Below are 25,931 nucleotides of genomic sequence, written 5' to 3' on the forward strand. Positions count from 1 at the left end.
GCGATGCACGGGACCGAAGCCCCGTCGCCCTGGATCCGGCGCTGGAGCCACCTGGTGCCGGCAGGCGGCAGCGTGCTCGACGTGGCCTGCGGCCGCGGCCGCCACCTGCGCTGGTTCGCCGGGCGGGGACATCCCGTCACCGGCGTCGACCGGGACGCCGACGCGCTCGCCAGCGTGGCCAGCGCCGGCCGGACCCTGGTCGCCGACCTCGAGAACGGGGCGTGGCCCTTGCCGGGCGAGCGGTTCGCGGCCGTGGTGGTGACCAACTATCTCTGGCGCGCGTTGTTCCCCTCCCTGCTGGACAGCCTGGCGCCGGGCGGGGCGCTGCTCTACGAGACCTTCGCCGAGGGCCACGAGACCGTCGGCAAGCCCTCCCGCCCCGACTTCCTGTTGCGCCAGGGCGAGCTGCTCTCGCTGTGCCAGGGCCTGCGCATCGTCGCCTACGAGGACGGGTTCCAGCCCGACCCCGACCGTTTCGTGCAGCGCATCGCCGCCGTCCGCCCCCTTGCCGGGAACGGAAGGGCTCGCTACACGCTCTAGTTAGAATCCGCCATTCCCTCCGACCCGACAATGACTCCCATCACCGGCAGCATCGTGGCCCTCGCCACTCCGATGCACGACGACGGCAGCGTGGATTACCCCACCCTGCGCAAGCTGATCGACTGGCACATCGCCGAAGGCACCGACTGCATCGGCGTGGTGGGCACGACCGGCGAGTCGCCCACCGTCAGCGTGCAGGAGCACCAGGAGATCATCCGGGTGGCGGTCGAACAGGCGCGCGGACGCGTGCCCATCATGGCCGGCTGCGGCGCCAACTCCACCGCCGAGGCGATCGAGCTGGCGAAGTTCGCCAGGAAGGTCGGCGCCGACTGCCAGCTGCAGGTGGTGCCCTACTACAACAAGCCGGGGCAGGAGGGGCAGTTCCGCCACTTCCAGGCCATCGCCGAGGCGGTTGGCGACCTGCCGATGGTGCTGTACAACGTGCCCGGCCGCACCGTGGCGGACATGCAGCACGACACCGTGCTGCGCCTGGCCGAAGTGCCCGGCATCGTCGGCATCAAGGAAGCCACCGGCAACATCGAACGCGCCCAGTGGCTGCTGCGCGATGCGCCCAAGGGCTTTGCCATCTACTCGGGCGACGACCCGACCGCGGTCGCCCTCATGCTGTGCGGGGGCCATGGCAACGTGAGCGTCACCGCCAATGTGGCGCCCCGTCTCATGCACGAGCTGTGCGTGGCCGCCATGCGCGGCGACTGCCGCGGCGCGATGGCCATCCAGAACCGGCTGCTGCCGTTGCACCGCCACCTGTTCGTGGAGGCCAACCCGATTCCGGTGAAGTGGGCGATGGCGCGCATGGGCCTGTGCGGTCCGACGCTGCGCCTGCCGATGACACCGCTGGCGCCGGCCTTCCAGCCGCAGGTCGAGAACGCACTGAAGGCCGCGGGCCTGCTCGGCTGATCATCAAGGAACGAAAGACGTGAAGCGAATCGCAAGACTGAGCCTGCTGGGCGCGACGTGTGCGGCGGTGGCCGCCTGCTCGATGCTCGAGGCCGAACGCATCGACTACAAGAGCGCCACCAAGGCGCCCACGCTGGAGGTGCCGCCCGACCTGACGCAGCTGGCGCGCGATTCGCGGTACCAGGTTCCGGGCGGCCCCGTCACCGCCAGCAGCTACGCCATCGGCCAGGCCGCGCCCACGCTGCCCACGGCGGCCAGCACGGTCGGCGACGTCCGCATCGAGCGCGCGGGCACGCAGCGCTGGCTGGTGGTCAACCGTCCGGCCGACCAGGTCTGGGGGCCGGTGCGCGATTTCTGGCAGGACAGCGGCTTCCAGCTGGTGCTCGACCAGCCCAACCTCGGCATCATGGAAACCGATTGGGCCGAGAACCGCGCGAAGATCCCGCAGGACTTCATCCGCAATGCGCTGGGCAAGGTGCTGGACTCGTTCTACTCCACCTCCGAGCGCGACCGCTTCCGCACCCGCCTGGAGCGCGCTGCGAACGGCGGCACCGAGATCTACATCTCGCACCGCGGCATGCAGGAGGTCTACGCCAGCGCGCAGCAGAAGGACCAGACCGTGTGGCAGCCGCGCCCGGCCGACCCCGAGCTCGAGGCCGAGTTCCTGCGCCGGCTGATGGTCAAGCTGGGCGTGGGCGAGGAGCAGAGCAAGGCGCTGGTCGCCTCGAGCACGCCCCGCTCCACCTCCCGGGTGGCCGCCGTCAACGACACACCCGTGGTGCAGATCGACGAGGCCTTCGACCGGGCCTGGCGCCGCGTCGGGCTGGCCCTGGACCGCACCGGGTTCACCGTCGAGGACCGCGACCGCAGCCAGGGCACGTACTTCGTGCGCTACGTGCCGCCCAACCCCGACAAGAAGGATCCCGGCTTCTTCGGCCGCCTCTTCAGCCGCGAGCGCACCGAGGCGCCGCTGAAGTACCGCATCGCCGTCAAGAGCCAGGGCGAATCGACCACCGTGTCGGTGCTCGATGCGCAGGGTGCGCCGGAGCGTTCGGTCAACGCCCAGCGCATCGTGCAGGTGATCGCCGACGACCTGAAGTAACCGGGCGAAGCGGCACGGCGCGCCGTCGTGCCGTCTCGCCCCACGCGAGATCGAATGTTGCGTTTCAAGAGCCTGGGCAGCGGCAGCACGGGCAATGCGACGGTGGTGCAGGCGCGCGGCAACCTGCACACTACCCACCTGCTGATCGACTGTGGCCTGGGCATCCGCCAGCTCGACAAGCGGCTCGGCCAGGCCGGCATGCTGGCCGACCAGATCGATGCGATCTTCATCACCCACGAACATGCCGACCACATCGGCAGCGCCAGGACGCTCGCGCTGCGCGAACGCATCCCGGTCTGGATGAGCGAGGGCACCTGGCTGGGTTGTGGGTCGCCCGACTTCGACGGGCTGCTGCGCATTGCCTGCGACGCCGAGGCGATCGAGCTCGGGGAACTGCAGGTGCGACCCTTCACCGTTCCCCACGACGCGCGTGAGCCGCTGCAACTGACGTGCAGCGACGGCGGCGTGATGCTGGGCGTGCTCACCGACCTGGGCCACGCGACGCCGCACGTGATCGAGCGGCTGTGCGGCAGTGCCACGCTGCTGCTGGAATGCAACCACGATCCGGCGCTGCTGGAGGCGGGGCCCTATCCCTGGTTCCTCAAGCGCCGCGTGGGCGGCGACTGGGGCCACCTGGCCAACGAGGCTGCCGCTGCCGTGGCGGCCGCGGTGCAGCCGCACGGCCTGCGACAGGTCGTGGCCGCGCACCTGAGCGAGCAGAACAACCGCCCTGATCTGGCGCGCTCGGCCCTGGCGGCGGCACTGGGCGGCGGGGTGGAAATCCACGTGGCCGACGGCCCCACCGGCAGCGACTGGCTCAGCGCCTGAGCGGCCTCGCGCCGGCGCACGGCGTCGGTGGAAGCATCGCCTGCGCCTTCCGGGAACCCGCCGCGCCGGCAAAGCCGGGCGTCGTTGTCGAAGCCCCTCACGCAAGGGCGGGCCTGGCCGCACCCGCCAAAAAACAAAAGCCGCCCGAAGGCGGCTCTTGCGAAACGGCTGGACCGCTTACTTGGCGGCGCTGGCGCCCGAAGCAGCCGGAGCGGCGGCCGGAGCGGAAGCGGCGGCACCAGCAGCACCAGCGGAGCCGGCGGCGGCAGCAGCGGCAGCGGAAGCAGCACCAGCGGCGGCGTCGGCGGCCGGAGCGGACGCGGAAGCGGCGGGAGCGGAAGCAGCGGCTTCCGGAGCCGGGGCCGGAGCAGCGGCGGGCGCCGGGGCGGGCGCGGGAGCCGGTTCTTCCTTCTTGCCGCAAGCAGCCAGGGCCACGGCCGCCATCAGGGTCGCCAGGACGAGGGATTTCTTCATTTCAGTTTCCTCTAGGGATGATCGATTCCGGAACGCCGCGCGCCGGAAATGGAGCGCTGGCTGAACAGCAAGGACGCGAGCTCTGTCTGCTCAGCCGGACATTATAGGTGGATTCCCCGATGCGACCGGGCCGTACGGCAGCGTCGACGCTCACAGCCCGAGGGTGGTCGCCGGAAATGCGGGAGCGCTCTTCTGCAGCCATTCGGCCAGCAGTTCGCGCAGTGCGAGGCGGCGCTCGGGTTCGGCGCCGCACACGCCGTTGCAGCGCTCCGGATCGAGCCGGTGCATCACCCAGCCCGGCGACCAGATCGCGCTGGGCAGCTCCAGGGGATCGGCCGAGCGGCAGCCGTGCGCTTCGATGATGTGCGACCAGGTCTGGCGCCACGTGACGAAGCGCGCATGGCGCCTGGGCACCTCGTCGTAGTGGCGGGCCAGCAGGATGCAGCGGCGCCCGCTGGCCGACCAGGCCTGGAGCGACGCGGCCACGGAACGCTCGCCCAGCGGCCAGTCCGCGAACGTGGCATCGCTGAGGATGATCTCGCGCCAGCCTTGCGCCGCTGCCGTGGCGAGCGCGTCCCGCACCAGGCCCAGGAACGCGTCGCGGCCCTCGAAGCGGCCCTGCGGCAGTCCGGCGGCGCTCACACCGGCTCCCCGCGCGCCCAGCCGGCCTCGCACCAGTCGGCCAGCAGTTCCAGGGCACCGGAGCTCGCGCGCGCGAGCTCCGGCCCGTCCAGGCGGCGCCGATCGGCCAGCCGTCGCATCAGGCGGGCGTCGGCGCCCGAGGCCACCCAGCTCTCGCCGTTGACGAAGATGTGCCGCGCGTCGTAGAGCATGCGCGTGCGCCGATCGAGCACGAGCGACTCGCCGCGCCGTGGTGCGCGCCCGGCATCGAACCAGACGTCCGCCTTGGGTTCGCTGAGGTACTCGCCGAGCGCGCGGGCCAGCGCCTGGGGCTGACCGAGGGCGCGCCGGAGCGCGTCCTGCGCGAAGTCCTGCAGGGACTGTGGAATGGCACCGGCCGCGTCGACCGCAGCTTGCGAGGGGTCGCGGTACAGCGCGTCGCCGGCCTCCGCGGCCGCATCGTCTGCCAGCCGCTGCAGCAGTTCGCGCGCGAGCTCGCCGCGCGCGGGCGAGCGGAAGCCGATCGAGTAGGTCTGGCACTCGCCTTGCGCGATGCCGTCGTGGGCGTAGCGCGGCGGCAGGTAGAGCATGTCGCCGGGTTCAAGCACATGCTCCTCCTCGGGTTCGAAGTGCGCCAGGACCTTCAGCGGCACGCCCTCCTGCAGCGTCAGGTCGGCCTGGCGGCCGTAGCGCCAGCGCCTGCGGCCCTGCGCCTGGAGCAGGAAGACGTCGTAGCTGTCGAAGTGGGGGCCGACGCCGCCGCCATCGGTGGCAAAACTGATCATCAGGTCGTCCAGGCGCGCCTGCGGCACGAAACTGAACTGCTGCAGCAACGCGTGGGCGGCATCCACGTGCAGGTCGACGCCCTGCACCAGCAGTGTCCATCCCGGCCGCGACAGCGCGGGGAGCGCGCGCCGCGCGAACGGACCCCGGCGCATGCGCCACCCACCCTCGCCTTCCCCCTGCACGACCAGGCGCGACTCGACACCGTCGCGTGACGCGAGGTCGAGCAGCGCGCCGCGCTCGAGTACCGGCCGCAGGCCGGGCACGGCACCGCGCACCAGCAGCGGCTTGCGCTGCCAGTGACGCTTCATGAATTGCCGGGGAGTGAGGCCGCCGAGGAGCGGAAGGGCGATGTCGATGTCCATGGAACTGCGACAATTCTCTCCCATGGAAGTCACCCCGCAATGCGTCGTCGCGCTCACCTGGACCTTGAAGGACACCCTAGGCGAGGAACTGGACGTGCTCGACGAACCCGTGGAGTTCCTGGTGGGCGGCAACGACCTGCTGGGCAAGATCGAGGAGGCGCTGCAGGGGCATGAGCCCGGCGCACGCCTCGACCTGCACCTGGAGCCCGAGGATGCCTTCGGCGAGTACAACGAGCAGCTGGTCTTCCTGGAGCCGCGCAAGCTGTTTCCCGCCGAGCTCGAGGAAGGGATGACCTTCGAGGGCCTGCCGCCAGGCGGCAACGCCGAGGCGCCGCGCGACGTGCTCTACACCGTGACCGAGATCTATCCCGACCACGTGGTGCTGGACGGCAACCACCCGCTGGCCGGCATCGCGATCCGGCTGAACCTCAAGCTGGAATCGGTGCGCGAGGCCACCGAGGAGGAAATCGGCCGCGGCACCACGGGCACCGGGTTCTTCCGGGTCCAGCCGCAAGGCCCTGGCGACGGCTCGCTGCTGCACTGAGCGCCACCGCGTGGTCGGCCGGCCGGGCCCCTGCGCGTGGGCCCGGCTCCGGAACAGGCGCGGGGCATGACGGGGCCGCGCCCCCAGCGACCCGGCCCCTCAGGATCACGAGCGGTAGATCACCCCGTTCTCGACCCGCACGCGGTCGCCCACGCGCAGGTCGCCCAGGGCGCCCACCTCGTAGGTGCGCCAGGCCCCCTGGTCGGTCTGGACCGTGACGCGGTAGGCCGGGGCGGCCGCGCCCGAACTGGCCGTGCTGCTGTCGTTGCGGCCGAGCCCCCCGACCGCGCCGCTGCCCACCGCAGCACCCGCCGCGCCGCCGATCGCGGTCGCGGCGCTGCGGTTGTGGCCGTTGTTCACGTTCTTGCCGACGACGTTGCCGACCACCGCACCGATGATGCCGCCTGCGATGGCGCGGCCCACGTTCGGGTTGGTGGCGCTGGTGGCGCCCATCTGCACCGTCTGGATGTCGGTCACGCGCCCGGTCTCGATGGCGGCGGCCTGGGTGCCCTGGACGCCGGCGGACGGATAGGCCCCGCCGGCGGGATAGCCCTGCGCCATCGGCTGGGTCGGGTTGGTGCCGCAGGCGGCCAGCAGGACGGCCAGCGAGGTGGCGCCGACGACGGTGGCGAAACGCTGGGAATTGCGCATGGAAATCTCCTTCGGTTCTGGATGCCTGGCGCAGCCCGGCAGGCGCGCCTCGTGGCCTCCATTACAGGCAGTGGCGCGCCGGCTGCGGCAGCGCCAATGCCGCGCCTGCCTGTAGGACCCCTGGCCTGGCCCTGTCGGAAGCAACCGACCGGCGCCGCTCAGCCCTTGCCGGTCGATCCGTAGCCGCCCTCGCCACGCTGGGTGGGGGGGAACTCGCTGACGACATTGAACTGCGCCTGCATGACGGGAACGACGACCAGCTGCGCCAGCCGCTCCATCGGATGCAGGACGAAGGGCGTGTCGCTGCGGTTCCAGCAGCTGACCATCAGCTGGCCCTGGTAGTCGCTGTCGATCAGGCCGACCAGATTGCCCAGCACGATGCCGTGCTTGTGGCCGAGGCCGGATCTCGGCAGGATCAGCGCGGCGTACCCGGGGTCGCGGATCCAGATCGCGATGCCGGTGGGCACCAGGCGCCAGGCATTCGCCTCGAGCTCGAGCGGCTGCTCGATGCACGCCCTCAGGTCGAGGCCGGCGCTGCCGGGCGTGGCATAGGTGGGCAGTTGGTCCGCCATGCGCGGATCCAGGATCTTGACGTCGATGTTCATGGGCGGACGGGCGCCAGGCGGCGTGCGATCTCGGCGACCAGGGTGCGCGCCAGCTGCAGCTTCGGGGCCCGGGGCAGTTCCTGCGTGCCCTGCTCGTCGACCAGCAGCAGCTGGTTGTCGTCCTGGCCGAAGGTGAGCTGGCCGATGTTGCCGGCCAGCAGCGGGATGCCCTTGCGGGCGCGCTTGGCCTGCGCGTTGGCCAGCAGGTCACGGGTTTCGGCAGCGAAGCCGACGCAGAACAGCTCCCGGCTGCGCGCCCTGTCGCTCTGCGCCACGGTGGCCAGGATGTCCGGGTTCTCGGCGAAGGCGACGGTCGGCGGCCCCGATCCGTCCTTCTTGATCTTGTGCTCGCTCTGCATGGCCGGCCGCCAGTCGGCCACCGCCGCGGTCGCGACGAAGACGTCGGCCTGCGCCACCGCGCCGACGGTCGCGTCGAGCATCTGGCGTGCCGACTGCACGTCGATGCGCCGCACGCCGCGGGGCGTCGGCTGGTGCACCGGCCCGGCCACCAGCGTCACCTCGGCACCGGCCTCGCGCGCCGCCCGCGCGATGGCGAACCCCATCTTGCCGGACGAATGGTTGGTGATGCCGCGGATCGGGTCCATCGCCTCGAAGGTCGGACCCGCGGTCACCACGACGCGTCGACCGCGCAGCGGCTTCGGTTGCAGGAAGGCGACGATGTCCTCGAGCAGTTCGGCCGGCTCCAGCATGCGCCCGTCGCCCGTCTCGCCGCAGGCCTGGAACCCCGAGCCGACGCCCAGGATCGTCGCGCCATCCTGCGCGAGCTGCGCCATGTTGCGATGGGTGGCCGGATGGGCCCACATCTCGCGGTTCATGGCGGGCGCGAGCAGCAGCGGCACCCGCTCGATGGGCCGGGCCAGGCACATCAGGCTGAGGAGTTCGTCGGCGCGCCCGTGCACCAGCCTGGCCATGAAGTCGGCGCTGCACGGCGCGATGACGATCGCATCGGCCTCGCGCGAGAGGTTGATGTGCGGCATGTTGTTCGCCTCGCGGGCATCCCACTGCGAGCCGAACACCGGACGCCCCGAGAGCGCCTGCATGGTCACCTGCGTGATGAACTGCGCGGCGGCGTCGGTCATCACCACCTGCACCGTGGCGCCTTCCTTCACGAAGCCGCGGCACAACTCGGCTGCCTTGTAGCAGGCGATGCCGCCGGTCAGCCCGAGCACGATGTGTTTGCCGGCGAGGTCGTCCATCGGCGGGACTGTAGCCGAAGAGCGCCCCCGTATAATTCCGCTTTACCACCTCCCGGAAGCCCAGCCCTTCCGATCGACATGACCAAATTCGTCTTCGTCACCGGCGGTGTGGTGTCTTCCCTGGGCAAGGGAATCGCCTCAGCCTCCCTCGCTGCGATCCTGGAATCGCGGGGCCTCAAAGTCACCCTGATCAAGCTCGATCCGTACATCAACGTCGATCCGGGCACGATGTCGCCCTTCCAGCACGGGGAGGTGTTCGTCACCGACGACGGGGCCGAAACCGACCTGGACCTGGGGCACTACGAGCGCTTCGTCACCACCCGCATGGGCAAGGTGAACAACTTCACCACCGGCCGCATCTACCAGTCGGTGCTCGAGAAGGAGCGCCGCGGCGACTACCTGGGCAAGACGGTGCAGGTGATCCCGCACGTCACCAACGAGATCCAGGAATACATCAAGCGCGGGGCCCGGTTCGGCGAGCCCGGCGCGGCCGACGTCGCCATCGTGGAGATCGGCGGCACGGTCGGCGACATCGAGTCGCTGCCCTTCCTCGAGGCCGCCCGCCAGATGAGCCTGCGGCTGGGCGCCAACAACACGGCGTTCGTGCACCTCACCTACGTGCCGTGGATCGCCGCGGCCGGCGAGCTCAAGACCAAGCCCACCCAGCACACGGTGCAGAAGCTGCGCGAGATCGGCATCTCCGCGGACGCCCTGCTGTGCCGTGCCGACCGCAAGATCCCCGACGAGGAACGCGCCAAGATCTCGCTGTTCACCAACGTGCCCGAGTGGGGCGTGATCTCCATGTGGGACGTGAACACGATCTACAAGGTGCCGCGCGTGCTGCACGAGCAGGGCCTGGACGGCCTGATCTGCGACAAGCTGCGCCTGAACACGGCGCCGGCCAACCTCAAGCGCTGGGACGATCTCGTCTACGAGACCGAGCATCCGCGCGGAGAGGTCACCATCGCGATGGTCGGCAAGTACGTCGACCTGTCCGACAGCTACAAGTCGCTCAACGAGGCGCTGCGCCACGCGGGCATGAAGAACCACGTGCGCGTCAAGATCGACTACCTCGATTCCGAGACGCTCGAAACCGGCAACGTGCAGCAGCTGGCCAAGTACGACGCCGTGCTGGTGCCGGGCGGCTTCGGCAAGCGCGGCATCGAGGGCAAGATCCAGGCGGCCCGCTTCGCCCGCGAGAACAGGCTTCCGTACCTGGGCATCTGCCTGGGCATGCAGGTGGCCACCATCGAGTACGCGCGTCACGTCGCCGGACTGGCCGACGCGAACAGCACCGAGTTCGAGCCGAACAGCCCCCACCCCGTCATTGCCCTGATCACCGAGTGGCACGGCTCCGACGGCAAGGTGAACAAGCGCGACGAGCACTCCGACCTCGGTGGCACCATGCGGCTGGGCGCACAGAGCTCCGATGTCGCCAAGGGCACGCTGGCCCACAAGATCTACGGCGACGTGGTCACCGAGCGGCACCGGCACCGCTACGAGGCCAACGTCAACTACCTCGACCAGCTGCGCAAGGCCGGGCTGGTGATCTCCGCGCTCACACAGCGCGAGCACCTGACCGAGATCGTCGAACTCCCGCAGGACGTGCACCCGTGGTTCATGGGCGTGCAGTTCCACCCCGAGTTCAAGTCCACCCCCTGGGACGGGCACCCGCTCTTCAACGCCTTCATCAAGGCCGCCCTGGACCACCAGTCCGCCGGCAACAAGCTCAAGGCGGTGGCGTGAGCGCCTTCGCCAGCCCCATCCACGCCATGGCGCGCTGCCCTGGCCTTCCGGAGTCTCTGACATGAAGCTCTGTGGCTTCGACGTGGGCCTGCACAGGCCCTTTTTCTTGATTGCCGGCCCCTGCGTGGTGGAGTCCGAGCAGCTGCAGATGGACACCGCCGGGCAGCTCAAGGAGATCACCGCCTCGCTCGGCATCCCCTTCATCTTCAAGAGCAGCTACGACAAGGCCAACCGCTCGTCCGGCACCAGCTTCCGCGGCCCGGGCATGGGCCGCGGCCTGGAGATCCTGGCCAAGGTGAAGCGCGAGCTGCAGCTGCCGATCCTCACCGACGTGCACGCGGAAACCGAGATCGCCGAAGTGTCCAAGGTGGTCGACGTGCTGCAGACCCCCGCCTTCCTGTGCCGCCAGACCGACTTCATCCGCGCGGTGGCACAGTCGGGCCGGCCGGTCAACATCAAGAAGGGCCAGTTCCTCGCGCCCCACGACATGAAGAACGTCATCGACAAGGCCCGCGCCGCCGCACGCGAGAAGGGCCTGCCGGACGACAGCTTCATGGCGTGCGAGCGCGGGGCCAGCTTCGGCTACAACAACCTGGTGAGCGACATGCGCTCGCTGTCCATCATGCGCGAGACCGGCGCGCCGGTCGTGTTCGACGCCACCCACTCGGTGCAGCTGCCCGGCGGCCAGGGCACCAGCTCCGGCGGCCAGCGCGAGATGGTGCCGGTGCTGGCGCGCGCCGCCGTCGCCGTGGGTGTCGCGGGCCTGTTCATGGAAACCCATCCGGACCCGGCCAACGCCTTGTCCGACGGGCCCAACGCGGTGCCCCTCAGGCACATGAAGGCCCTGCTCGAGACGCTGCTCGCGCTCGACCAGGTCACCAAGAAGAACGGATTCCTGGAGAACGACTTTGCCTAGCGCCTACATCCTCGCCAACGTCGACGTGACCGACCCCCAGCAGTACGAGCAGTACAAGAAGCTGTCCTCCCACGCGATGCAGGTGCACGGCGCCCAGGTCTGCGCGCGCGGCGGCGCCGTGCAGGTGCTGGAAGGCGACTGGGCGCCCAACCGCGTCGTCTTGCTGAAGTTTCCTACAGCTGAGGCTGCGCGGGCGTTCTACGATTCGCCCGAGTACCAGGCGGCCAAGGCCGCCCGGCAAGGCGCCGCGACGATGCGCATGGTCCTCATCGAAGGGATGGCCTGACGCCTCCCTTCGGATGCGCCGTGGCTGCCCCCCGGCCCCTCCCCGCGTGGGAGGGAGAAGAACAGACTCGAAAAACTTGGAAGAACTGACATGAGCGCCATCGTTGACATCGTCGGCCGCGAGATCCTGGATTCGCGCGGCAACCCCACCGTCGAGTGCGACGTCCTGCTGGAGTCCGGCACCATGGGCCGCGCGGCCGTGCCCTCCGGCGCGTCCACCGGCTCGCGCGAGGCGATCGAGCTGCGCGATGGCGACAAGGGCCGCTACCTGGGCAAGGGCGTGCTCAAGGCCGTCGAGCACATCAACACCGAGATCTCCGAGTCGGTGCTCGGCCTGGACGCCTCCGAGCAGGCCTTCCTCGACAAGACGCTGATCGACCTGGACGGCACCGAGAACAAGAGCAAGCTGGGCGCCAACGCGATGCTGGCGGTGTCGATGGCCGTGGCGCGTGCCGCAGCCGAGGAGTCGGGCCTGCCGCTGTACCGCTATTTCGGCGGCATGAACGGCATGCTGCTGCCGGTGCCGATGATGAACGTGGTCAATGGCGGCGCGCACGCCAACAACAACCTCGACCTGCAGGAGCTGATGATCATTCCGGTGGGCGCGCCCAGCTTCCGCGAAGCGGTGCGCTACGGCGCCGAGGTGTTCCACGCGCTCAAGAAGATCATCCACGACAAGGGCATGAGCGTGGCCGTCGGCGACGAAGGCGGCTTCGCGCCCAACGTCGAGAACCACGAGGCCGCCATCGGCATGATCCTGCAGGCCATCGAGGCCGCCGGCTACCGGCCCGGCGAGCAGATCGCCCTGGGCCTGGATTGCGCGGCGAGCGAGTTCTACCGCGACGGCCGCTACCACGTCGAGGCCGAAGGCCAGGTGCTCGAGGCGGGCGCCTGGACCGACATCCTCGCCAGCTGGGTCGACAAGTACCCGATCATCAGCATCGAGGATGGCATGGCCGAAGGCGACTGGGACGGCTGGCGCCAGCTGACCGACCGGCTGGGCAAGCGGGTGCAGCTGGTGGGCGACGACCTGTTCGTCACCAACACCAAGATCCTCAAGGAAGGCATCCAGAAGAACATCGCCAACTCGATCCTGATCAAGATCAACCAGATCGGCACGCTGACCGAGACCTTCGCCGCCATCGAGATGGCCAAGCGCGCCAACTACACCGCGGTGATCAGCCATCGCTCGGGCGAGACCGAGGACTCCACCATCGCCGACATCGCCGTGGGCACCAATGCCGGGCAGATCAAGACCGGCTCGCTGTCGCGCTCGGACCGCATGGCCAAGTACAACCAGCTGCTGCGCATCGAGGAAGACCTGGGCGACATCGCGCAGTACCCCGGCCGCGCCGCCTTCTACAACCTGCGCTGATGGCCTCCCGCTTCGTCCCGGCCCTGCTCGTCGCCCTGCTGGCGGTGGTGCACGCGCAGCTGTGGTTCGGCCGGGGCAGCGTGGGCAGCGTCAGCGACATGCAGCGCAAGCTGCAGCAGCAGCAGTCCACCAACGCCGCCTCGCTGCAGGCCAACGAGCGGCTCGCGGCGGAAGTGCGCGACCTGCAGGAAGGCCTGGAGATGGTGGAAGAAAAGGCCCGCCTGGAGCTGGGCATGGTCAAGCCCAACGAGATCTACGTCAACATCGTGCCGCAGAAGTGACGGCGCGCGGCGCACGTCCGCACGTGAACGACCGCTTGCGCGTCGCCCTGCTGGGCGCCGAGAGCACCGGCAAGACCACCCTGGCCCATGCGATGGCCGGCGCGCTGCGCACCACCGGCCACGACGCCGGCGTCGTGCCGGAGCTGCTGCGCGACTGGTGCGCCCGAGAAGGCCGGGAACCCCGCCCCGAGGAGCAGCTCGCGATCGCCCAGGCCCAGGAGCAGGCGGTCGACGACGCGGCCACGCGCGTGGTGATCGCGGACACCACGGCGCTGATGGTGGCGATCTACGCAGCGATGCTGTTCGAGGACGGCGTGCTCTACCGGTTCGCCATCGACCGCCTGCGCACCTACCACCTCATCCTGGTGAGCGGTCTGGACCTGCCCTGGGTCGACGACGGGTTGCACCGCGCGGGACCGATGGTGCGAGCGCAGGTCGACGGACAACTGCGCCAGGTGCTGGCCCGCGAATCCCTGCCGTACCGGGTGGTGTACGGCACCGGCGACGAACGCCACCGCAATGCGCTGGCGCCGGTGCTCGCGCTGCTCGGTGCCGCACCGACCGGCGAGGACGAGGCATGGCGGCGCTGGCAGTGGTCCTGCCAGAAGTGCGGCGATCCGGCGTGCGAGCACCGCCTGTTCTCCCAGCTGCGCCGTCGCGAACGGTGACAGGCGCTGGCGCGGCTGGACGGCGCGGCGGGGGGAAGATGGATGACAGAGCCGCTGGGCTTGGCTGCCTAAGCTGTGCAGCCTGTTCATCAACAGTCCAGCCATGAGCGCATCCACTTCGATCCATGCCGCACGGCGCAAGACGGGCCGCATCCACCAGGACCTGCAGGTCGTCGGCGCCGAACTCCACCTGACGAACACCGCGCTTCAGACGTCGCTGCCGGCGTCCGCCAAGCGCGGCGACGTGGGACGTGCCCTGGTGCAGAACGCCGCGATCGAGGAGAAGGTGCACGAGGCCGCTGCCGACCTGGCCGACGTCAAGGAACTGCTCGAGGAAGAGGTCGCCGAGCGGGCCCGCCTGGAACACGAACTGGCCCTGGCGCGCGCTGCCCGTCGCTGAGGACTGCCCGGCCGCCCCGTGCGGCCCATCCGCTGATAATGAGCGCCTTCTCATCCTTGGAATCCAGATTGCCGGTTCGCGCCCTTCTCGTCGAAGACTCCAGGCACCTGCGTGCCGTGATGCGGGACCTGCTGCACACCATCGGCGGCTTCGCCATCGCTGGCGAACTGGAAACCGAGGCCGAGGCCGGACTCTGGCTGGATGAGCATCCTGACGGCTGCGACCTCGCGGTGGTCGACCTGATCCTGGCCGAAGGCACCGGCATGGGAGTGGTGGCCAAGTGCCGGCAGGCGGCACCCTCCGCCCGCATCGTGGTCTTCAGCGACTATGCGACGCCCGGCATCCGCAACCACTGCCTGCGGCTGGGTGCCGACCAGGTCTTTCCCAAGAGCGAGGACGTCAATGCCCTGACCGACTACTGCGCCGCCCTGGCGGCCGGCCAGGCGCCCCCGCCGATGGTCGCGCAGTAGCTGCGGTCGTCATTGCATCGCCGACGTCACGGGCGGCTGGTCGCCCGGTGAGGTGAACAGCCGGGCAGCATCGACGGCATCGAAGCGGTACTGCTGGCCGCAGAAGTCGCACCCCACCTCGATCTGCCCCTGTTCCGCCAGGATGCTGTCGGCTTCGGCCTGGCCGAGCCCCCGGATCATGTTGGCCACCCGCTCGCGGCTGCACGTGCAGGCGAAGCGCGGCGTCTGGGCCGGGAAACGCAGCACCTTCTCTTCCCAGAACAGGCGGCGCAGGATGGTGTCGACGTCGAGTTCGAGCAGTTCCTCGCGCTGCAGGCTGGACGCCAGCGTGGCGATCCGGTTGTAGTGCTCGTTCAGGCCGATCTCGTCCTCGTTGGCCTTGCTCACCATCGAACCCGCGAGATTGCCTTCCCCCTCGAGCGGCAGCCGCTGGATCAGCAGGCCAGCCGCCACCTTCGCATCGGCAGCCAGCACCAGCGTGGTGTCCAGCTGCTCGGACTGGAGCATGTAGTGCTCCAGGACCTGGCTGAGGCGGCCGATCTTCTCGCGCCGGTCCCCGTGCAGCGGCACCACGCCCTGGTAGGGCTGCTGGCCGGGAAACTTGTCGCGCGGATCGAGCGTGATCGCGCAGCGGCCCTGGTTGTGCAGGTTCACCAGCTCGGGCAGGCGATCGCCGACGCCGACGTCGCCGACCACCTTGGCCGTCGCGCGCAGACTGAGGTCGTGCTGGACCTCGGCCACGGCCACCTTCACCGGTCCGTCGCCGAAGATCTGCAGGATCAGGGCGCCGTTGAACTTGATGTTGGACTGCATCAGCACGCCGGCGGCGGCCATCTCGCCCAGCAGCTCGGCCACGGGCGGCGGCCAGGCACCGGTGCTGCTGTTGACCTGGCGACGCGCCAGGATCTCGGTCCAGGCGTCCGTCAGGCGCACGAGCGCGCCGCGGACGGGAAGGCCGTCGAACAGGAATTTATGGAGCTCGGACATGGAACTGCTGGTCGGAGAGCTGCCGCCGGGCCGCCCTCAGCCGATCTTCCGGAGGCCGGCGGCGAAGCGCCGCGCGTTCTCGACGTAGTGGCGGGCGTTCTGGGCCATCATCTTGGCGGCGCCGTCGTCCAGCGTGCGGACGACGCGAGCGGGCGCACCGATGATGAGGGAGTTGTCGGGAAATTCCTTGTTCTCGGTCACCACGCTGCCCGCTCCCACGATGCAGTTGCGGCCGATGCGCGCGCCATTGAGGATGACCGCCTGGTTGCCGATCAGGGAGCCGTCGGCGACGTTGCAGCCGTGCAGCATCACCTGGTGGCCCACCGTGACGCCGGAGCCGATCACCAGCGGCTTGCCCGCGTCGGCGTGCAGCACCGACCCGTCCTGGATGTTGGTGTCGGCGCCGATGCGGATGGTCTCGGTATCGCCCCGGATCACCGCGCCGAACCAGACGCTCGCGTTGTCGCCCAGTTCCACCGTGCCGATCACCGTGGCCGTCTCGGCAACCCAGGCGCCCTGCCCCAGCTTCGGCGCCTTGCCGTCGAGTTCGTAAACCGCCATACCGTTCCTGCCTGTCGAAAAGAGGCATTGTAGGGACGCTGTTCCCGGCTTGCCCGGCGCAGCGCGCCACGAGAATGGACCGCAATTCCTTTCACCGGCCCATTGCATGAGCGAGATCTCCGCCCCCACCCGTGACGTGTCCGTGGCGAGGCATTCCATCCTCGACCAGCGCAACGCCATCTTCGCTTACGAACTGGTCGACCGCTCGGACGGCACGCCCGACATGGCGCGCGACGTCACCCTGCTCGGCCACGCCGGCATGCTGCTGACGAGCCAGGCGCTGGCCGAACGCCGGCTGCTGTTCATCCCGTGCAGCTGGGCCACGCTGGGCAGCGAGGCGCTGGCCACCGTCGACCCCGAGCACACGGTGCTCGAAGTGCTGCTGCCGTCCGGCTTCACGCCCGAGCAGGTGCTCGAAGGCGCCCAGCTGCTGGCATCGCTGCGCAAGCGCGGGTTCCGGCTGGCGTTCGCCCATGACGTGATGGGCTCGGCCTGGCGTCCCTGGCTGGCCCACGCCAGCTTCCTGAAGCTGCACTTCGGTCGGCTGCCGCCGGCCGCCATCCCGGCCGTGATCAAGGCGGCGCGTCAGCTGCCGCCCAAGCTGATCGCCTGCGGCATCGACGACCAGGAGCAGCACAAGCTGGCCAGTTCGCTGGGCATCGAGCTGTTCCAGGGCGCCTGGTTCTCGCAGCCGGTGAAGGTGGAGACCCGGTCGCTGCGGCCCAACCAGGCGATCATCCTGGAGCTGATCGCGCTGCTGCGCCGCGAGGCCGACACCGCCGAAGTCGAGTCGCTGCTCAAGCGCGACGCGGCGCTGAGCTTCAACCTGCTGCGCTACATTAACTCGGGCGCCTTCGGCCTGACCACCGAGGTCAGCTCGTTTCGCAGTGCCGTGATGCTGGTGGGCATGCAGCGCCTGCTGCGCTGGGCCACCGTGCTGATGGCCTCATCGGCCAGCGGCGCGCCTGCCCTGGGCCACACGGCCGTCGTGCGCGGCCGCCTGATGGAGCTGCTGGCGGCCGAGCTGCTCACGAGTGAGCAGTGCGACCAGGCCTTCGTGGTCGGGGTGTTCTCGCTGCTCGACTCGATGACCGGCGTGCCGCTGGAACGCGCGCTCGACGGACTGGCGCTGCCGGAGGCCGTCAACGACGCGCTGCTGCGCCGCCAGGGGCTGTTCGAGCCCTTCCTCTCGCTGGCAGAGGCCTGCGAAGGCGCCAACGACGAGGCGTTCGCGGCCAACGCCGACCGCCTGCTGCTCTCCGGCCACCAGGTCAACATGGCGCACCTGCAGGCGCTGGCCTGGGCCGAGGACCTGCTCGCGGCCTGAGGCACCGCTCGCGCGAGCGTCTATGCTCGCCGGATGGGATCGGTTCGACGAGACGCCCTGGCCGTGCTCCTGGAGCGCGATCCGGGGGAGAAGGCGCGCAGGGCGCGCGACCTGGGCACGGACGGGCCGTTCGGCGAGAACGAGGTGCTGGACGAGCCCGCCGGCATTCCCGGCCGCCCCGAGCAGCCGCAGCTGGTCCCGCACACCGAGCTCAAGCAGCGGTCCGTGCGCACCACCGAGGGCCGCGCCGCCCTCCTGCATGCGCTGGCGCACATCGAGCTGAATGCGGTCGACCTGGCCGCCGACATCGTCTGGCGCTTTGCCGGCCAGCCGGCCGCCTTCTACCGCCAGTGGGTGGTGATCGCGCGCGAGGAGGCCCTGCACTTCCAGCTGCTGCGAGACCACCTGCGGTCCCTGGGGTACGACTACGGCAGCTTCCCCGCGCACAACGCGCTCTGGGAGATGGCCGAGAAGACGCGGCACGACCTGCTGGCGCACCTGGCCCTCGTGCCCAGGACGCTGGAGGCACGCGGGCTCGATGCCTCGCCGCCCATCAAGGCCAAGCTGGTGGCCGCCGGCGATGTGCGCGCCGGCGAGATCCTGGACGTGATCCTGCGCGACGAGATCGGGCACGTGGCCGTGGGCAACCACTGGTACCGCGTCCTGTGCCGCGAGCGCGGGCTCGACCACGTGGCCACCTATGCCGAACTGGCCGCACGGTACGGTGCGCCGCGGCCACGCGGCCCGTTCAATCTCGATGCGCGTCGGGCCGCCGGATTCGACGAGGGCGAACTGGCCGCCCTGATCGCGCCCTGATCGCGTGTCGTCAGGCGGACGGGCCGTCGTCGGTCGAGACCGCCTCCCAACCCCGGTAGGGCTCGCGCACCACGCCGTCCTGTCCGGGCACCGCCCAGATGGCCAGCCGCCGGGCCTGCGGCACGACGTTGCCGAAGATCGAGGCATAGGCCGAGTCGGCGGCATCGCGCCCGGACGTCAGCCGCACGAACCCCATCGGGATCGCAGTGCCGGACGGATCGAAGATGCGCCAGCGGCCGCCCACGTAGGCTTCGACGTAGGCATGGAAATCGGTGGGCCCGAGCGCCGGATCGGCACCGTAGTCGAGCCCCGTCGTGAACCGCGCGGGGATGTTGATCGCCCGGCACAGCGCGATCATGAGGTGGGCGAAGTCGCGGCACACCCCCTGGCCCTGCCGCAGCGTGTCGGCCGCCGTGGTGGTGCCGCAGGAACTGCCCGGCACGAAGGCGACGTTGCGCTGGACCCAGTCGCAGATCGCCTGCACGCGCCCGTAGCCCTGCCAGAGCGAGCCGAACTGGGCCATCGCGAACGCGTTGAGCGTGTCCGACGGGCAGTACCGGCTCGGATAGAGGAACGGCAGCACGCTGCCCGGCAGTGCCGGGATCCCGGTTTCCTGGATCCCGGTGGGATCCTCCAGGTGGTGCACGATCTCGACCGTGGCCGCGTACCGCAAGGTGATCGGCCCGACATCGGCGCGCACCCGCAGGAAGCGGCCGCGGGTCTCGGGATCGGTGTCTTCCCGCACCGGCGCGCCGCCGGGCAGCGACAGGGTCTCGCCCAGGACATGCTGGCGCGGGGTCCGCGCCGCCTGCACGTTGAAGATGAAGTCCGCGCCTGCGGCCTGCACGGCGTACGACAGGTCCACTTCGTAGGCGAGCCGGACGGGAATCGGGGAGTTCATTGGCCATGCTAGCGCACTGCCGCGGTTCCGTGGGGGCAACCCCCGTGCGCGGCGGCGCGGGGCGCCCGAGCCGGGCGGATCACCTCGGCGCCCCGCGGGCAGCCACGATGGGTTACCATGGGCCTGCCAGACGTGTTCAAGACGTCAACCCCAGGTCCCTCTTCTCCCTCCCGCCACCGGCGAGTCGCTGTCGAAATCCCCTCCTGTTGATCTTCTTGGCGTTGCGCGCCGTGCCGGCCGATTCGCCGCGCGGCAACTCCCGACGGATCGACATGACGACTCTCACCGGAACCGTGACCGGGTTCGACGACAACAAGGGCTACGGCTTCATCGTGCCGGACGGCGGCGGCGAAGACCTGTTCGCCCACGGCCGCGACTTCCTGTCCGACGGCTCCAGGACGCTGCAGGACAACCAGCGCGTCCAGTTCACCCTGACCCAGGGCCCGCGTGGCGGGCTCGCCTCCAACATCCGGCCGCTGGCCGGCGCCTGATCCCGTGCGGCCTTGCGGCCGCGAGCGCGCAACGCGCAGCCATGCCCCGGCGATCCCGGGGCGCGGGATCGACTCTTTCGCCAATCGACACATGACCCAACCCCAACACCCGCCGACCCAGGTGGGCAAGTACCTGATCTCTCCCCTCACCAAGCGCCTGGACAACGGCTGGATCGGCTGCTCCGTCTCCGTCCGCTCCGGCACGGGCAGCGGCACCACCGACCGGGTGGTGCGCCTCACGCGCCTGTTCCGCGACCTCCCCGCCGCCGCGGCCTACGCCCGCGACGAAGGCCTGCGCTGGATCGGTGCCACGCCAATGGCCGCAGCCGCGACATGACACCCGCCGTCCACGGATCGGACGCTCCCCACCGCGCTATCGCTGAAAGGTCGGACATGGACTACTGGCTCGAGGAACTCGCCCTGATGGAACAGGCCGCACTGCGGATCCAGGCCAGGGAGGAAGCCGCCGAGCGCCTGTTCGACGAGGCCCTCGCCCGGGCCGAGCAGGCGGGCGTGAAGGAGCACGCGCTGCGCTCGGAGGAATTCAATGCCTGGATGGCCGCTCGCCACGACAGCGACGCGGCCTGGGGCCGCTGGGCCATGGTGATGGACGCCAAGCCGCCCGCGTGAGCGCATCCGGTCGGCCGGGATGGCCGGCCCCGGTCGCCCGGTCAGCCCTGGCGCGGATTCGGCGCGTCGCGCAGGCCGCCGCCGGGCAGGTTAAACGTCAGCATCAGCATCAGCACCAGCAGCAGCACGAGATCGACGGAGCGGATCGAGCCGCCGGTCGCGCGGCCCATCTCCTGACCCGTCAGGGCTGGCGGCCAGGGCCGGGCAGCAGCCGGAAGCCGACCGCCGCGAACACGAGCAGCAGCGCGATCGACCCGAGCACCGCGGCGTAGGTCTCCACGTGCAGCCCCGGCGCGGCGGAGGCCACCAGCCCGGTGGTCCATTGCATCAGCCCGACGCCCAGGAACAAGGCCATCGTGAACACCGCCATCGCGCGCCCCGTCATGCGCGCCGGGTAGGCCGCGCGCACGTCGGCGTACTGCAGCACCATGTAGCCGGAGACCAGGCTGGAGACCACGCTCAGCGCCACGTCGAGCGCCGCGCTGCGGCTGAACGCCATCGCGGCGTACAGGGCGGCGACGACGAACGTGTACGAGACCAGCCACCCCCGCCGGCGCGCATCCCCCGGGTCGAGCCGGCCGAACAGCGGCGGGCCGGCCATGCCGACGACCGACACCGCGAGCGCCACGTGGCCGGTCTGCACCAGGCTGAAGCCGTGCCGCTCCACCAGCAACGGGCCGAGCCAGAGCCCGCGCAGCGCGAGGAACGAGGCGTAGGTGAACGTGGCCAGCAGCAGGATGCCCCAGGTGTGCGGCAGCGCGAACAGTTCGCCGTAGCCACGCAACGCCTGCAGCAGGCCGGGCCGGGCTCCTTCGTCGGGCTGCGGCGGCGCCTCGCGCACCAGCAGCAGGATGGCCAGCCAGGCCGCGGCCGATCCGAACGCCAGCGCCACGAAGCCGGCGCGCCAGGACAGCTGCTCCACCACCCAGGCCAGCGGCGTGCCGGTGAGCAGCAGGCCGACCGAGCCGATGCCCAGCACCGAGCCGGAGACGGCGGCGAACCGCGGCGCCGGGAAGCGGCGGGCGATGAACACGGTGCAGACCAGGAAGGCCGGCGCGCAGCCGACGCCGATGACGACCTGCGCCAGCAGCAGCTGCGGGAAGCCGTGCGCGGTGGCCGCCAGCAGTGCCCCCACGATCGCGAGCGGCGACACGGCCAGCACCGTGCGGCGCGGCCCCCAGACGTCGATGCCCATGCCCATGAAGAGCTGCAGCGATCCGAAGGCGACATGGAATGCGCCGGCGAAGACGCCCAGCTGCCGTGGCGTCAGGCCGAACTCCTGCTGCAGCGGCGGCGCCAGGATGGCGGCCACGGTGCGAAACGCCTGGCTGAGCGCGAAGCCCGCGGTGAGGGCCAGCAGCATGACCCACGCGGTGCGTGCGGTGTCCGGTGCAGCGGAGGACGTGGACACGCGACGGCCCGGCAGTCGTGTCAGTCGACCCGCTCCGCGCCCGTCAGCAGGGCCGCGAAACGGTCGGCCCCGACGTTGCCGCCGGAGAGCGTGACGCCCACGCGCAGGCCGCGCAGGCGGTCCCGGTGGTGCATCAGTGCCGCCAGCGCGCAGGCACCGGAGGGCTCCAGGACCACCTTCATGCGCTCGAACGCGAACCGCATCGCCTCGACCACCACGGGATCGGGCACCGTGAGCACGTCCTCGACGTGCGCCTGGATGACCTCGAAGGTGTGGCGACCGACGGCCTGCGTCTGCTGGCCGTCGCAGATGGTGCGCGGCACGTCGATGCTGACGATGCGGCCTGCGCGCAGCGACTGGCGCATGTCGTCGCCGCGTTCCGGCTCGGCACCGAACATCCGGATGCCGGGCGCGAGGTGCTTTGCGGCGACGGCGCAGCCCGAGAGGAACCCGCCACCGCCAGCGCAGACGATGAGTGCATCCAGCGGACCCGTGTCCTGCAGCAGCTCCAGGGCGGCGGTCCCCTGCCCCGCCATGACCCGCAGGTCGTCGAAGGGCGGAATCAGCGTGGCGCCCTGCTCGTCCACCAGCCGGGCGGCGATGGCGGCGCGGTCTTCCTTGTAGCGGTCGTAGACGATCACCTGCGCACCGTAGCCGCGCGTGGCCGCCAGCTTGAGGGCCGGCGCGTCGTGCGGCATCACGATGGTCGCTCGGCAACCATGCAGGCGGGCGGCCAGCGCCACGGCCTGGGCATGGTTGCCCGAGGAGAAGGCGACCACGCCGCGGGCACGCTCGGCCTCGGTGAGCGCGTTGACGGCGTTGTAGCCGCCGCGGAACTTGAAGGCGCCCATGCGCTGCAGGTTCTCGGCCTTCATGAACACCTGGGCGCCGAGCAGGTCGTCCAGGGTGTGCGAGGTCAGGACCGGCGTGCGGTGGGCCACGCCCGCGAGGCGCGCGGCGGCGGCTTGGATCTCGGCGAATTGCAGCATGGGGCCTTCTCGTGGAACGTCACTTCTCGGCCTGGATGCCGGCCGACTGGATGATGCGCGCGTTGTTCTCCGACTCCTGCGCGATCTGGCGCGCAAACTCCGGGGCGGTGCCGCCGGTCGGCACGTTGTCGGTGGCGACCAGGCGCGAGCGCAGGTCCGGCGCGGCCAGGGCGCGGTTCACCTCGGCATTGAGGCGCTCGATCACCGCGGCGGGCACGCCCGCCGGCGCGAACAGCCCGAACAGCGAGGTCATGTTGGCGGCAGCAAATCCCAGTTCCCCCAACGTCGGCACGGCCGGAAAGGCATCCAGCCGGGCGGGCGCGCCCACGGCAAGCAGGCGCAGCTTGCCGGCCTTGACGTGCTGGGTGATCGCCGGGCCGGTGTTGACCGACAGCACCTCGAACTGCCCGCTCAGGGCATCCGTGATCTGCTGGCCGCCGCCCTTGTAGGGCACGTGCGTGATGTCGACCTTGGCCGCCGCCTTCAGCTGCTCGAGCATCACGTGCCCGAGCGAGGCAGGCCCCGACGTGGCCCAGCGCACGGCACCCGGGCGGGACCGCGCCGCGGCCAGCAGTTCGCGCAGGTCCTGGGCGGGCGTCGCGCTGGTGCCCAGCAGCAGCACGGGCGAATACATCACGCTGGCCACGGGCACGAGGTCGCGGACCGGGTCGAACGGGGATTTGCCGAGGTGGGGATTGAGGGCCACCGGGCTGATCGCCGAGAAGCCGAAGACCGAGCCGTCCTTCGGTGCCTTGGCCACCGCATCCAGGCCGATGCTGCCGCTGGCGCCGGCCTTGTTCTCGACCAGCACCGACTGGCCGAGGGCGGTGGACAGGCGGTCGGCCAGCGCCCGGGCGACTGCGTCGCTCACGCCGCCGGGTGGATAGGCCACGATGAGGCGGATCGGCTTGGCAGGCCAGGAGACCCCCTGCGCGGCGGCGGCGAAGGGACTGGCAGCGAGCGCGACGAGTGCCGCGCGGCGGGTGGTGTTCGGGAGCATGGGCAAAGGTGGGTTCAGCCGCGCGGATGGTGGTGCGCGTGCAATTGCTTCAGGCGCTCGCGCGCCACGTGGGTGTAGATGGTGGTGGTGGCGATGTCCGCGTGGCCGAGCAGCATCTGCACGGCCCGCAGGTCGGCGCCGTGGTTGAGCAGGTGGGTGGCGAAGGCGTGCCGCAGGGTGTGGGGCGACAGAGGTGTCCGGATGCCGGCGGCCTGCGCCTGCTTCTTCACGATCACCCAGAACATGGCACGGGTCATGCCGTGGCCGCGCGCCGTCACGAACAGGTCGTCGGTCTGCTGCCCGGCCAGGATGGCGGCCCGGGCGTCCTCCAGGTAGCGGGCGATCCAGTCGCGCGCCACCAGGCCGAACGGCACCAGCCGCTCCTTCGATCCCTTGCCCATCACGCGGACCACGTTGTCGGCCAGGCTCAGGTGGTGCATCTTGAGCGTGACCAGCTCGCTCACGCGCAGCCCGCTGGCATACATCAGCTCGAGCATGGTCCGGTCGCGCAGACCGAGCGGCGTGTCCACATCGGGCGCCCCGAGCAGTGCCTCGACCTGGGCTTCGCTCAAGGTCTTGGGCACCCGCAGCGGCTGCCGGGCCGATTGCAGCTTCAGCGTCGGATCGGCGTGGATGCGGCGCTCGCGCAGCGCCCAGCGGAAGAACCGCTTGAAGACGGTCAGCCGGCGGTTGGCGGTGGTCGCCTTGGTGCGCGCGTGCAGGTCGGCGAAGTAGCGGTGCAGATCGACCTCGGCGGTCGCCTCGATCTCGCGGCCGTGGCCCTGCAGCCACCGGCCATACAGCGTGAGGTCGCGGCGGTACGCAGCCAGCGTGTTGGCCGACAGCCCCTCCTCGAGCCAGAGCGCGTCGATGAAATCGTCGACGCAAGCGAACAAGCCGCCCGCAGGCGGCTTGGCTCGGGCGGCGGCGGAAGCGACCACCGGCGGTGTGTCAGTCGAGCTTGAGCTTGGCCGAATCCACCACCTTCTTGTACACGTCGTACTCGGCGCGGATCTGCTGGCCGAACTGCTCCGGCGTGTTGGCCACGATCAGCGAGCCCGTGTCCTCGATGCGCTTGCGCACCGCCGGATCGGTCAGCGCCTTGGTCACGCCGGCATGGATCTTCTCGACGACGTCCTTGGGCAGGGCCTTGGGACCGTAGATGCCGTAGTAGGCCAGGCGGTTCACCGGCTCCAGCCCCACTTCCTTGAACGTCGGCACGTTCGGCAGGTCCTTCAGCCGCTGCGGGGCGGCCACCACGATGGGCACCAGGCGGCCCTCGCGGATGAAGGGCAGCGCCGAGGGCAGGTTGTCGAAGATCATCGGCACCTGGCCGGCGACGGTGTCGTTCAGTGCCGGGCCGGCGCCGCGGTACGGGATGTGCGTCACGAAGGTGCCGGACAGGCTCTTGTAGAGCTCCATCTGCAGGTGGCCGATGCCGCCGGTGCCGGAGGACGAGTACGAGTACTTGCCCGGGTTCTTCTTGAGCTCGGCCACGAAGCTCTTGTAGTCCTTGGCCGGGAAGCTCGGGTGGACCGCGATCACGTTGGGCGTGGCCGCGATGTTGATGATCGGCGTGAAGTCCGAGATCGGGTTGTACGGGATCTTGGGATTGATCGCCGGGTTCGCCGCGGTGGTGGACACGGTGGCGACGCCGAGCTCGTAGCCGTCCGGCGTGGCCCGTGCAGTCTGCGTGGCGCCGATGATGCCGCCGCCGCCGGCCTTGTTCTCGACCACCACGCTCTGCCCCAGCGCCTTGCCCAGCGGATCCGAGATCACCCGGGCCACGATGTCGGTGGTGCCGCCGGGGGCGAACGGCACGACCAGCCTGATCGGCTTGTTCGGGTAGCTCTGGGCCAGTGCGGGCCCGGCGGACAGGGCCAGCGCGGCTGCCGACAGGGCGATCCAGTCACGGCGATTCATGCGAACTCTCCTTCAGTCAAACGGACGTCAAACCCGCCGATCCTAACGTCCCGCGCAGGCGCCGGCGGTGTGGGATCCACATACGGGGGAACCCGGGGCCGCGCAG

Annotated in this window: 33 protein-coding genes; 18 read left to right on the forward strand and 15 right to left on the reverse strand. The window is 70.3% G+C overall.

What is annotated here, in order from left to right:
- Positions 1 to 3: 3 nt before the first annotated feature.
- Genes VFE82_RS19590 through VFE82_RS19605 form a run of 4 tightly spaced genes read left to right on the forward strand, consistent with a single transcriptional unit; the run spans position 4 to position 3,388 of the window.
- Complete coding sequence (locus tag VFE82_RS19590; protein WP_325002030.1) at positions 4 to 540, forward strand: class I SAM-dependent methyltransferase; 537 nt, start codon at positions 4 to 6, stop codon at positions 538 to 540.
- Positions 541 to 570: 30 nt separating this feature from the next.
- A complete protein-coding gene (gene dapA, locus VFE82_RS19595; RefSeq protein ID WP_325002031.1) occupies positions 571 to 1,458 on the forward strand; it encodes a 4-hydroxy-tetrahydrodipicolinate synthase in 888 nt (295 codons plus the stop codon).
- Positions 1,459 to 1,477: 19 nt separating this feature from the next.
- Complete coding sequence (bamC, locus tag VFE82_RS19600) at positions 1,478 to 2,560, forward strand: outer membrane protein assembly factor BamC (protein WP_325002032.1); 1,083 nt, start codon at positions 1,478 to 1,480, stop codon at positions 2,558 to 2,560.
- Positions 2,561 to 2,614: 54 nt separating this feature from the next.
- Complete coding sequence (locus VFE82_RS19605; protein ID WP_325002033.1) at positions 2,615 to 3,388, forward strand: MBL fold metallo-hydrolase; 774 nt, start codon at positions 2,615 to 2,617, stop codon at positions 3,386 to 3,388.
- Between the two features lie 177 nt (positions 3,389 to 3,565).
- Here the strand turns inward: VFE82_RS19605 and VFE82_RS19610 are convergent, their stop codons facing one another.
- From VFE82_RS19610 to VFE82_RS19620, 3 genes are all read right to left on the reverse strand, one after another.
- Positions 3,566 to 3,862, reverse strand: a complete 297-nt coding sequence (locus VFE82_RS19610; RefSeq protein ID WP_325002034.1) for a hypothetical protein — start codon at positions 3,860 to 3,862, stop codon at positions 3,566 to 3,568.
- A 150-nt stretch (positions 3,863 to 4,012) separates the two neighbouring features.
- Positions 4,013 to 4,504 carry a hypothetical protein gene (locus tag VFE82_RS19615; protein ID WP_325002035.1) on the reverse strand — a complete coding sequence of 164 codons (492 nt, stop codon included), beginning with the start codon at positions 4,502 to 4,504 and terminating at the stop codon, positions 4,013 to 4,015.
- Positions 4,501 to 5,631: a cupin domain-containing protein gene (locus tag VFE82_RS19620; protein ID WP_325002036.1), complete on the reverse strand. Its 1,131-nt coding sequence runs from the start codon at positions 5,629 to 5,631 to the stop codon at positions 4,501 to 4,503. The genes VFE82_RS19615 and VFE82_RS19620 overlap by 4 nt, the downstream gene beginning before the upstream one ends.
- Before the next feature lie 22 nt (positions 5,632 to 5,653).
- On the opposite strand from VFE82_RS19620, the gene VFE82_RS19625 reads away from it, so the two are divergent.
- Entirely contained in the window at positions 5,654 to 6,175 is a 522-nt protein-coding gene (locus VFE82_RS19625) for a peptidylprolyl isomerase (protein WP_325002037.1), read from the forward strand.
- A 105-nt stretch (positions 6,176 to 6,280) separates the two neighbouring features.
- Here VFE82_RS19625 and VFE82_RS19630 read toward each other — a convergent pair whose 3' ends face one another.
- From VFE82_RS19630 to coaBC, 3 genes are all read right to left on the reverse strand, one after another.
- A complete protein-coding gene (locus VFE82_RS19630) occupies positions 6,281 to 6,826 on the reverse strand; it encodes a glycine zipper 2TM domain-containing protein (protein WP_325002038.1) in 546 nt (181 codons plus the stop codon).
- A 158-nt stretch (positions 6,827 to 6,984) separates the two neighbouring features.
- On the reverse strand, positions 6,985 to 7,431 hold the full coding sequence (gene dut, locus VFE82_RS19635) for a dUTP diphosphatase (protein WP_325002039.1): 447 nt from the start codon (positions 7,429 to 7,431) through the stop codon (positions 6,985 to 6,987).
- Positions 7,428 to 8,648 carry a bifunctional phosphopantothenoylcysteine decarboxylase/phosphopantothenate--cysteine ligase CoaBC gene (coaBC, locus tag VFE82_RS19640; RefSeq protein ID WP_325002040.1) on the reverse strand — a complete coding sequence of 407 codons (1,221 nt, stop codon included), beginning with the start codon at positions 8,646 to 8,648 and terminating at the stop codon, positions 7,428 to 7,430. Before coaBC ends, dut begins: the two co-directional genes overlap by 4 nt.
- A 78-nt stretch (positions 8,649 to 8,726) precedes the next feature.
- Here coaBC and VFE82_RS19645 point away from each other — a divergent pair, with 78 nt between their 5' ends.
- The 8 genes from VFE82_RS19645 (at position 8,727) to VFE82_RS19680 (ending at position 14,789) form a co-directional block, all read left to right on the forward strand.
- Positions 8,727 to 10,394, forward strand: a complete 1,668-nt coding sequence (locus VFE82_RS19645) for a CTP synthase (protein ID WP_325002041.1) — start codon at positions 8,727 to 8,729, stop codon at positions 10,392 to 10,394.
- A 61-nt stretch (positions 10,395 to 10,455) separates the two neighbouring features.
- Complete coding sequence (gene kdsA / locus VFE82_RS19650; protein ID WP_325002042.1) at positions 10,456 to 11,310, forward strand: 3-deoxy-8-phosphooctulonate synthase; 855 nt, start codon at positions 10,456 to 10,458, stop codon at positions 11,308 to 11,310.
- Positions 11,303 to 11,596 (forward strand): DUF1330 domain-containing protein, encoded by a 294-nt coding sequence (locus VFE82_RS19655; RefSeq protein WP_325002043.1) that lies wholly within the window; start codon positions 11,303 to 11,305, stop codon positions 11,594 to 11,596. Before kdsA ends, VFE82_RS19655 begins: the two co-directional genes overlap by 8 nt.
- 90 nt (positions 11,597 to 11,686) lie before the next feature.
- Positions 11,687 to 12,970 (forward strand): phosphopyruvate hydratase, encoded by a 1,284-nt coding sequence (eno, locus tag VFE82_RS19660; RefSeq protein ID WP_325002044.1) that lies wholly within the window; start codon positions 11,687 to 11,689, stop codon positions 12,968 to 12,970.
- On the forward strand, positions 12,970 to 13,251 hold the full coding sequence (locus VFE82_RS19665) for a septum formation initiator family protein (RefSeq protein ID WP_325002045.1): 282 nt from the start codon (positions 12,970 to 12,972) through the stop codon (positions 13,249 to 13,251). The genes eno and VFE82_RS19665 overlap by 1 nt, the downstream gene beginning before the upstream one ends.
- Positions 13,252 to 13,274: 23 nt before the next feature.
- Positions 13,275 to 13,919, forward strand: a complete 645-nt coding sequence (locus tag VFE82_RS19670; protein ID WP_325002046.1) for an ATP-binding protein — start codon at positions 13,275 to 13,277, stop codon at positions 13,917 to 13,919.
- A 103-nt stretch (positions 13,920 to 14,022) separates the two neighbouring features.
- Positions 14,023 to 14,319: a hypothetical protein gene (locus VFE82_RS19675; RefSeq protein WP_325002047.1), complete on the forward strand. Its 297-nt coding sequence runs from the start codon at positions 14,023 to 14,025 to the stop codon at positions 14,317 to 14,319.
- 68 nt (positions 14,320 to 14,387) lie between these two features.
- Complete coding sequence (locus VFE82_RS19680) at positions 14,388 to 14,789, forward strand: response regulator (RefSeq protein ID WP_325002048.1); 402 nt, start codon at positions 14,388 to 14,390, stop codon at positions 14,787 to 14,789.
- 9 nt (positions 14,790 to 14,798) lie between these two features.
- On the opposite strand, the gene VFE82_RS19685 is transcribed toward VFE82_RS19680, so the two are convergent.
- A complete protein-coding gene (locus tag VFE82_RS19685) occupies positions 14,799 to 15,776 on the reverse strand; it encodes an Hsp33 family molecular chaperone HslO (RefSeq protein ID WP_325002049.1) in 978 nt (325 codons plus the stop codon).
- A 36-nt stretch (positions 15,777 to 15,812) separates the two neighbouring features.
- Positions 15,813 to 16,337: a gamma carbonic anhydrase family protein gene (locus VFE82_RS19690; RefSeq protein WP_325002050.1), complete on the reverse strand. Its 525-nt coding sequence runs from the start codon at positions 16,335 to 16,337 to the stop codon at positions 15,813 to 15,815.
- A 106-nt stretch (positions 16,338 to 16,443) separates the two neighbouring features.
- Here VFE82_RS19690 and VFE82_RS19695 point away from each other — a divergent pair, with 106 nt between their 5' ends.
- Positions 16,444 to 17,664: an EAL and HDOD domain-containing protein gene (locus tag VFE82_RS19695; protein ID WP_325002051.1), complete on the forward strand. Its 1,221-nt coding sequence runs from the start codon at positions 16,444 to 16,446 to the stop codon at positions 17,662 to 17,664.
- A gap of 33 nt (positions 17,665 to 17,697) precedes the next feature.
- Positions 17,698 to 18,480: a ferritin-like domain-containing protein gene (locus VFE82_RS19700; RefSeq protein WP_325002052.1), complete on the forward strand. Its 783-nt coding sequence runs from the start codon at positions 17,698 to 17,700 to the stop codon at positions 18,478 to 18,480.
- A 10-nt stretch (positions 18,481 to 18,490) separates the two neighbouring features.
- Here VFE82_RS19700 and VFE82_RS19705 read toward each other — a convergent pair whose 3' ends face one another.
- Positions 18,491 to 19,381, reverse strand: coding sequence for a transglutaminase family protein (locus tag VFE82_RS19705; protein ID WP_325002053.1), 891 nt, complete (start codon positions 19,379 to 19,381; stop codon positions 18,491 to 18,493).
- Between the two features lie 272 nt (positions 19,382 to 19,653).
- On the opposite strand from VFE82_RS19705, the gene VFE82_RS19710 reads away from it, so the two are divergent.
- The 3 genes from VFE82_RS19710 to VFE82_RS19720 all read left to right on the forward strand — a co-directional run bounded on the left by VFE82_RS19710 (position 19,654) and on the right by VFE82_RS19720 (position 20,502).
- Complete coding sequence (locus VFE82_RS19710; protein WP_325002054.1) at positions 19,654 to 19,872, forward strand: cold shock domain-containing protein; 219 nt, start codon at positions 19,654 to 19,656, stop codon at positions 19,870 to 19,872.
- Between the two features lie 91 nt (positions 19,873 to 19,963).
- The gene (locus tag VFE82_RS19715) at positions 19,964 to 20,209 is read left to right on the forward strand and encodes a hypothetical protein (protein WP_325002055.1); all 246 of its coding nucleotides are present in this window, start codon (positions 19,964 to 19,966) and stop codon (positions 20,207 to 20,209) included.
- Positions 20,210 to 20,265: 56 nt separating this feature from the next.
- Positions 20,266 to 20,502, forward strand: a complete 237-nt coding sequence (locus tag VFE82_RS19720; RefSeq protein WP_325002056.1) for a hypothetical protein — start codon at positions 20,266 to 20,268, stop codon at positions 20,500 to 20,502.
- Positions 20,503 to 20,543: 41 nt separating this feature from the next.
- On the opposite strand, the gene VFE82_RS19725 is transcribed toward VFE82_RS19720, so the two are convergent.
- The 6 genes from VFE82_RS19725 to VFE82_RS19750 form a co-directional block, all read right to left on the reverse strand.
- On the reverse strand, positions 20,544 to 20,672 hold the full coding sequence (locus VFE82_RS19725) for a hypothetical protein (protein WP_325002057.1): 129 nt from the start codon (positions 20,670 to 20,672) through the stop codon (positions 20,544 to 20,546).
- An 11-nt stretch (positions 20,673 to 20,683) separates the two neighbouring features.
- Positions 20,684 to 21,865, reverse strand: a complete 1,182-nt coding sequence (locus VFE82_RS19730; protein ID WP_325002100.1) for an MFS transporter — start codon at positions 21,863 to 21,865, stop codon at positions 20,684 to 20,686.
- Between the two features lie 68 nt (positions 21,866 to 21,933).
- Positions 21,934 to 22,902 (reverse strand): threo-3-hydroxy-L-aspartate ammonia-lyase, encoded by a 969-nt coding sequence (locus VFE82_RS19735; RefSeq protein ID WP_325002058.1) that lies wholly within the window; start codon positions 22,900 to 22,902, stop codon positions 21,934 to 21,936.
- 19 nt (positions 22,903 to 22,921) lie between these two features.
- Positions 22,922 to 23,902 carry a tripartite tricarboxylate transporter substrate binding protein gene (locus VFE82_RS19740; RefSeq protein WP_325002059.1) on the reverse strand — a complete coding sequence of 327 codons (981 nt, stop codon included), beginning with the start codon at positions 23,900 to 23,902 and terminating at the stop codon, positions 22,922 to 22,924.
- A 14-nt stretch (positions 23,903 to 23,916) separates the two neighbouring features.
- The gene (gene xerD, locus VFE82_RS19745; RefSeq protein WP_325002060.1) at positions 23,917 to 24,843 is read right to left on the reverse strand and encodes a site-specific tyrosine recombinase XerD; all 927 of its coding nucleotides are present in this window, start codon (positions 24,841 to 24,843) and stop codon (positions 23,917 to 23,919) included.
- A gap of 10 nt (positions 24,844 to 24,853) precedes the next feature.
- Entirely contained in the window at positions 24,854 to 25,825 is a 972-nt protein-coding gene (locus VFE82_RS19750) for a tripartite tricarboxylate transporter substrate binding protein BugE (protein WP_325002061.1), read from the reverse strand.
- Positions 25,826 to 25,931: the final 106 nt, after the last annotated feature.

The organism is Ramlibacter sp., from assembly GCF_035655895.1.
Taxonomy (GTDB): domain Bacteria; phylum Pseudomonadota; class Gammaproteobacteria; order Burkholderiales; family Burkholderiaceae_C; genus Ramlibacter.

Coding starts and splice junctions, on each gene's coding strand:
- VFE82_RS19720 (WP_325002056.1), top strand. CDS start 20,266: ATGGACTACTGGCTCGAGGAACTCGCCCTGATGGAACAGGCCGCACTG.
- VFE82_RS19705 (WP_325002053.1), bottom strand. CDS start 19,381: ATGAACTCCCCGATTCCCGTCCGGCTCGCCTACGAAGTGGACCTGTCG.
- VFE82_RS19730 (WP_325002100.1), bottom strand. CDS start 21,865: ATGCTGCTGGCCCTCACCGCGGGCTTCGCGCTCAGCCAGGCGTTTCGC.
- VFE82_RS19620 (WP_325002036.1), bottom strand. CDS start 5,631: ATGGACATCGACATCGCCCTTCCGCTCCTCGGCGGCCTCACTCCCCGG.
- VFE82_RS19750 (WP_325002061.1), bottom strand. CDS start 25,825: ATGAATCGCCGTGACTGGATCGCCCTGTCGGCAGCCGCGCTGGCCCTG.
- VFE82_RS19740 (WP_325002059.1), bottom strand. CDS start 23,902: ATGCTCCCGAACACCACCCGCCGCGCGGCACTCGTCGCGCTCGCTGCC.
- VFE82_RS19675 (WP_325002047.1), top strand. CDS start 14,023: ATGAGCGCATCCACTTCGATCCATGCCGCACGGCGCAAGACGGGCCGC.
- dapA (WP_325002031.1), top strand. CDS start 571: ATGACTCCCATCACCGGCAGCATCGTGGCCCTCGCCACTCCGATGCAC.
- eno (WP_325002044.1), top strand. CDS start 11,687: ATGAGCGCCATCGTTGACATCGTCGGCCGCGAGATCCTGGATTCGCGC.
- VFE82_RS19690 (WP_325002050.1), bottom strand. CDS start 16,337: ATGGCGGTTTACGAACTCGACGGCAAGGCGCCGAAGCTGGGGCAGGGC.
- coaBC (WP_325002040.1), bottom strand. CDS start 8,648: ATGGACGACCTCGCCGGCAAACACATCGTGCTCGGGCTGACCGGCGGC.
- VFE82_RS19605 (WP_325002033.1), top strand. CDS start 2,615: ATGTTGCGTTTCAAGAGCCTGGGCAGCGGCAGCACGGGCAATGCGACG.
- VFE82_RS19710 (WP_325002054.1), top strand. CDS start 19,654: ATGACGACTCTCACCGGAACCGTGACCGGGTTCGACGACAACAAGGGC.
- VFE82_RS19695 (WP_325002051.1), top strand. CDS start 16,444: ATGAGCGAGATCTCCGCCCCCACCCGTGACGTGTCCGTGGCGAGGCAT.
- VFE82_RS19715 (WP_325002055.1), top strand. CDS start 19,964: ATGACCCAACCCCAACACCCGCCGACCCAGGTGGGCAAGTACCTGATC.
- dut (WP_325002039.1), bottom strand. CDS start 7,431: ATGAACATCGACGTCAAGATCCTGGATCCGCGCATGGCGGACCAACTG.
- VFE82_RS19645 (WP_325002041.1), top strand. CDS start 8,727: ATGACCAAATTCGTCTTCGTCACCGGCGGTGTGGTGTCTTCCCTGGGC.
- VFE82_RS19610 (WP_325002034.1), bottom strand. CDS start 3,862: ATGAAGAAATCCCTCGTCCTGGCGACCCTGATGGCGGCCGTGGCCCTG.
- kdsA (WP_325002042.1), top strand. CDS start 10,456: ATGAAGCTCTGTGGCTTCGACGTGGGCCTGCACAGGCCCTTTTTCTTG.
- VFE82_RS19725 (WP_325002057.1), bottom strand. CDS start 20,672: ATGGGCCGCGCGACCGGCGGCTCGATCCGCTCCGTCGATCTCGTGCTG.
- VFE82_RS19735 (WP_325002058.1), bottom strand. CDS start 22,902: ATGCTGCAATTCGCCGAGATCCAAGCCGCCGCCGCGCGCCTCGCGGGC.
- VFE82_RS19630 (WP_325002038.1), bottom strand. CDS start 6,826: ATGCGCAATTCCCAGCGTTTCGCCACCGTCGTCGGCGCCACCTCGCTG.
- VFE82_RS19625 (WP_325002037.1), top strand. CDS start 5,654: ATGGAAGTCACCCCGCAATGCGTCGTCGCGCTCACCTGGACCTTGAAG.
- VFE82_RS19700 (WP_325002052.1), top strand. CDS start 17,698: ATGGGATCGGTTCGACGAGACGCCCTGGCCGTGCTCCTGGAGCGCGAT.
- VFE82_RS19665 (WP_325002045.1), top strand. CDS start 12,970: ATGGCCTCCCGCTTCGTCCCGGCCCTGCTCGTCGCCCTGCTGGCGGTG.
- VFE82_RS19590 (WP_325002030.1), top strand. CDS start 4: ATGCACGGGACCGAAGCCCCGTCGCCCTGGATCCGGCGCTGGAGCCAC.
- VFE82_RS19685 (WP_325002049.1), bottom strand. CDS start 15,776: ATGTCCGAGCTCCATAAATTCCTGTTCGACGGCCTTCCCGTCCGCGGC.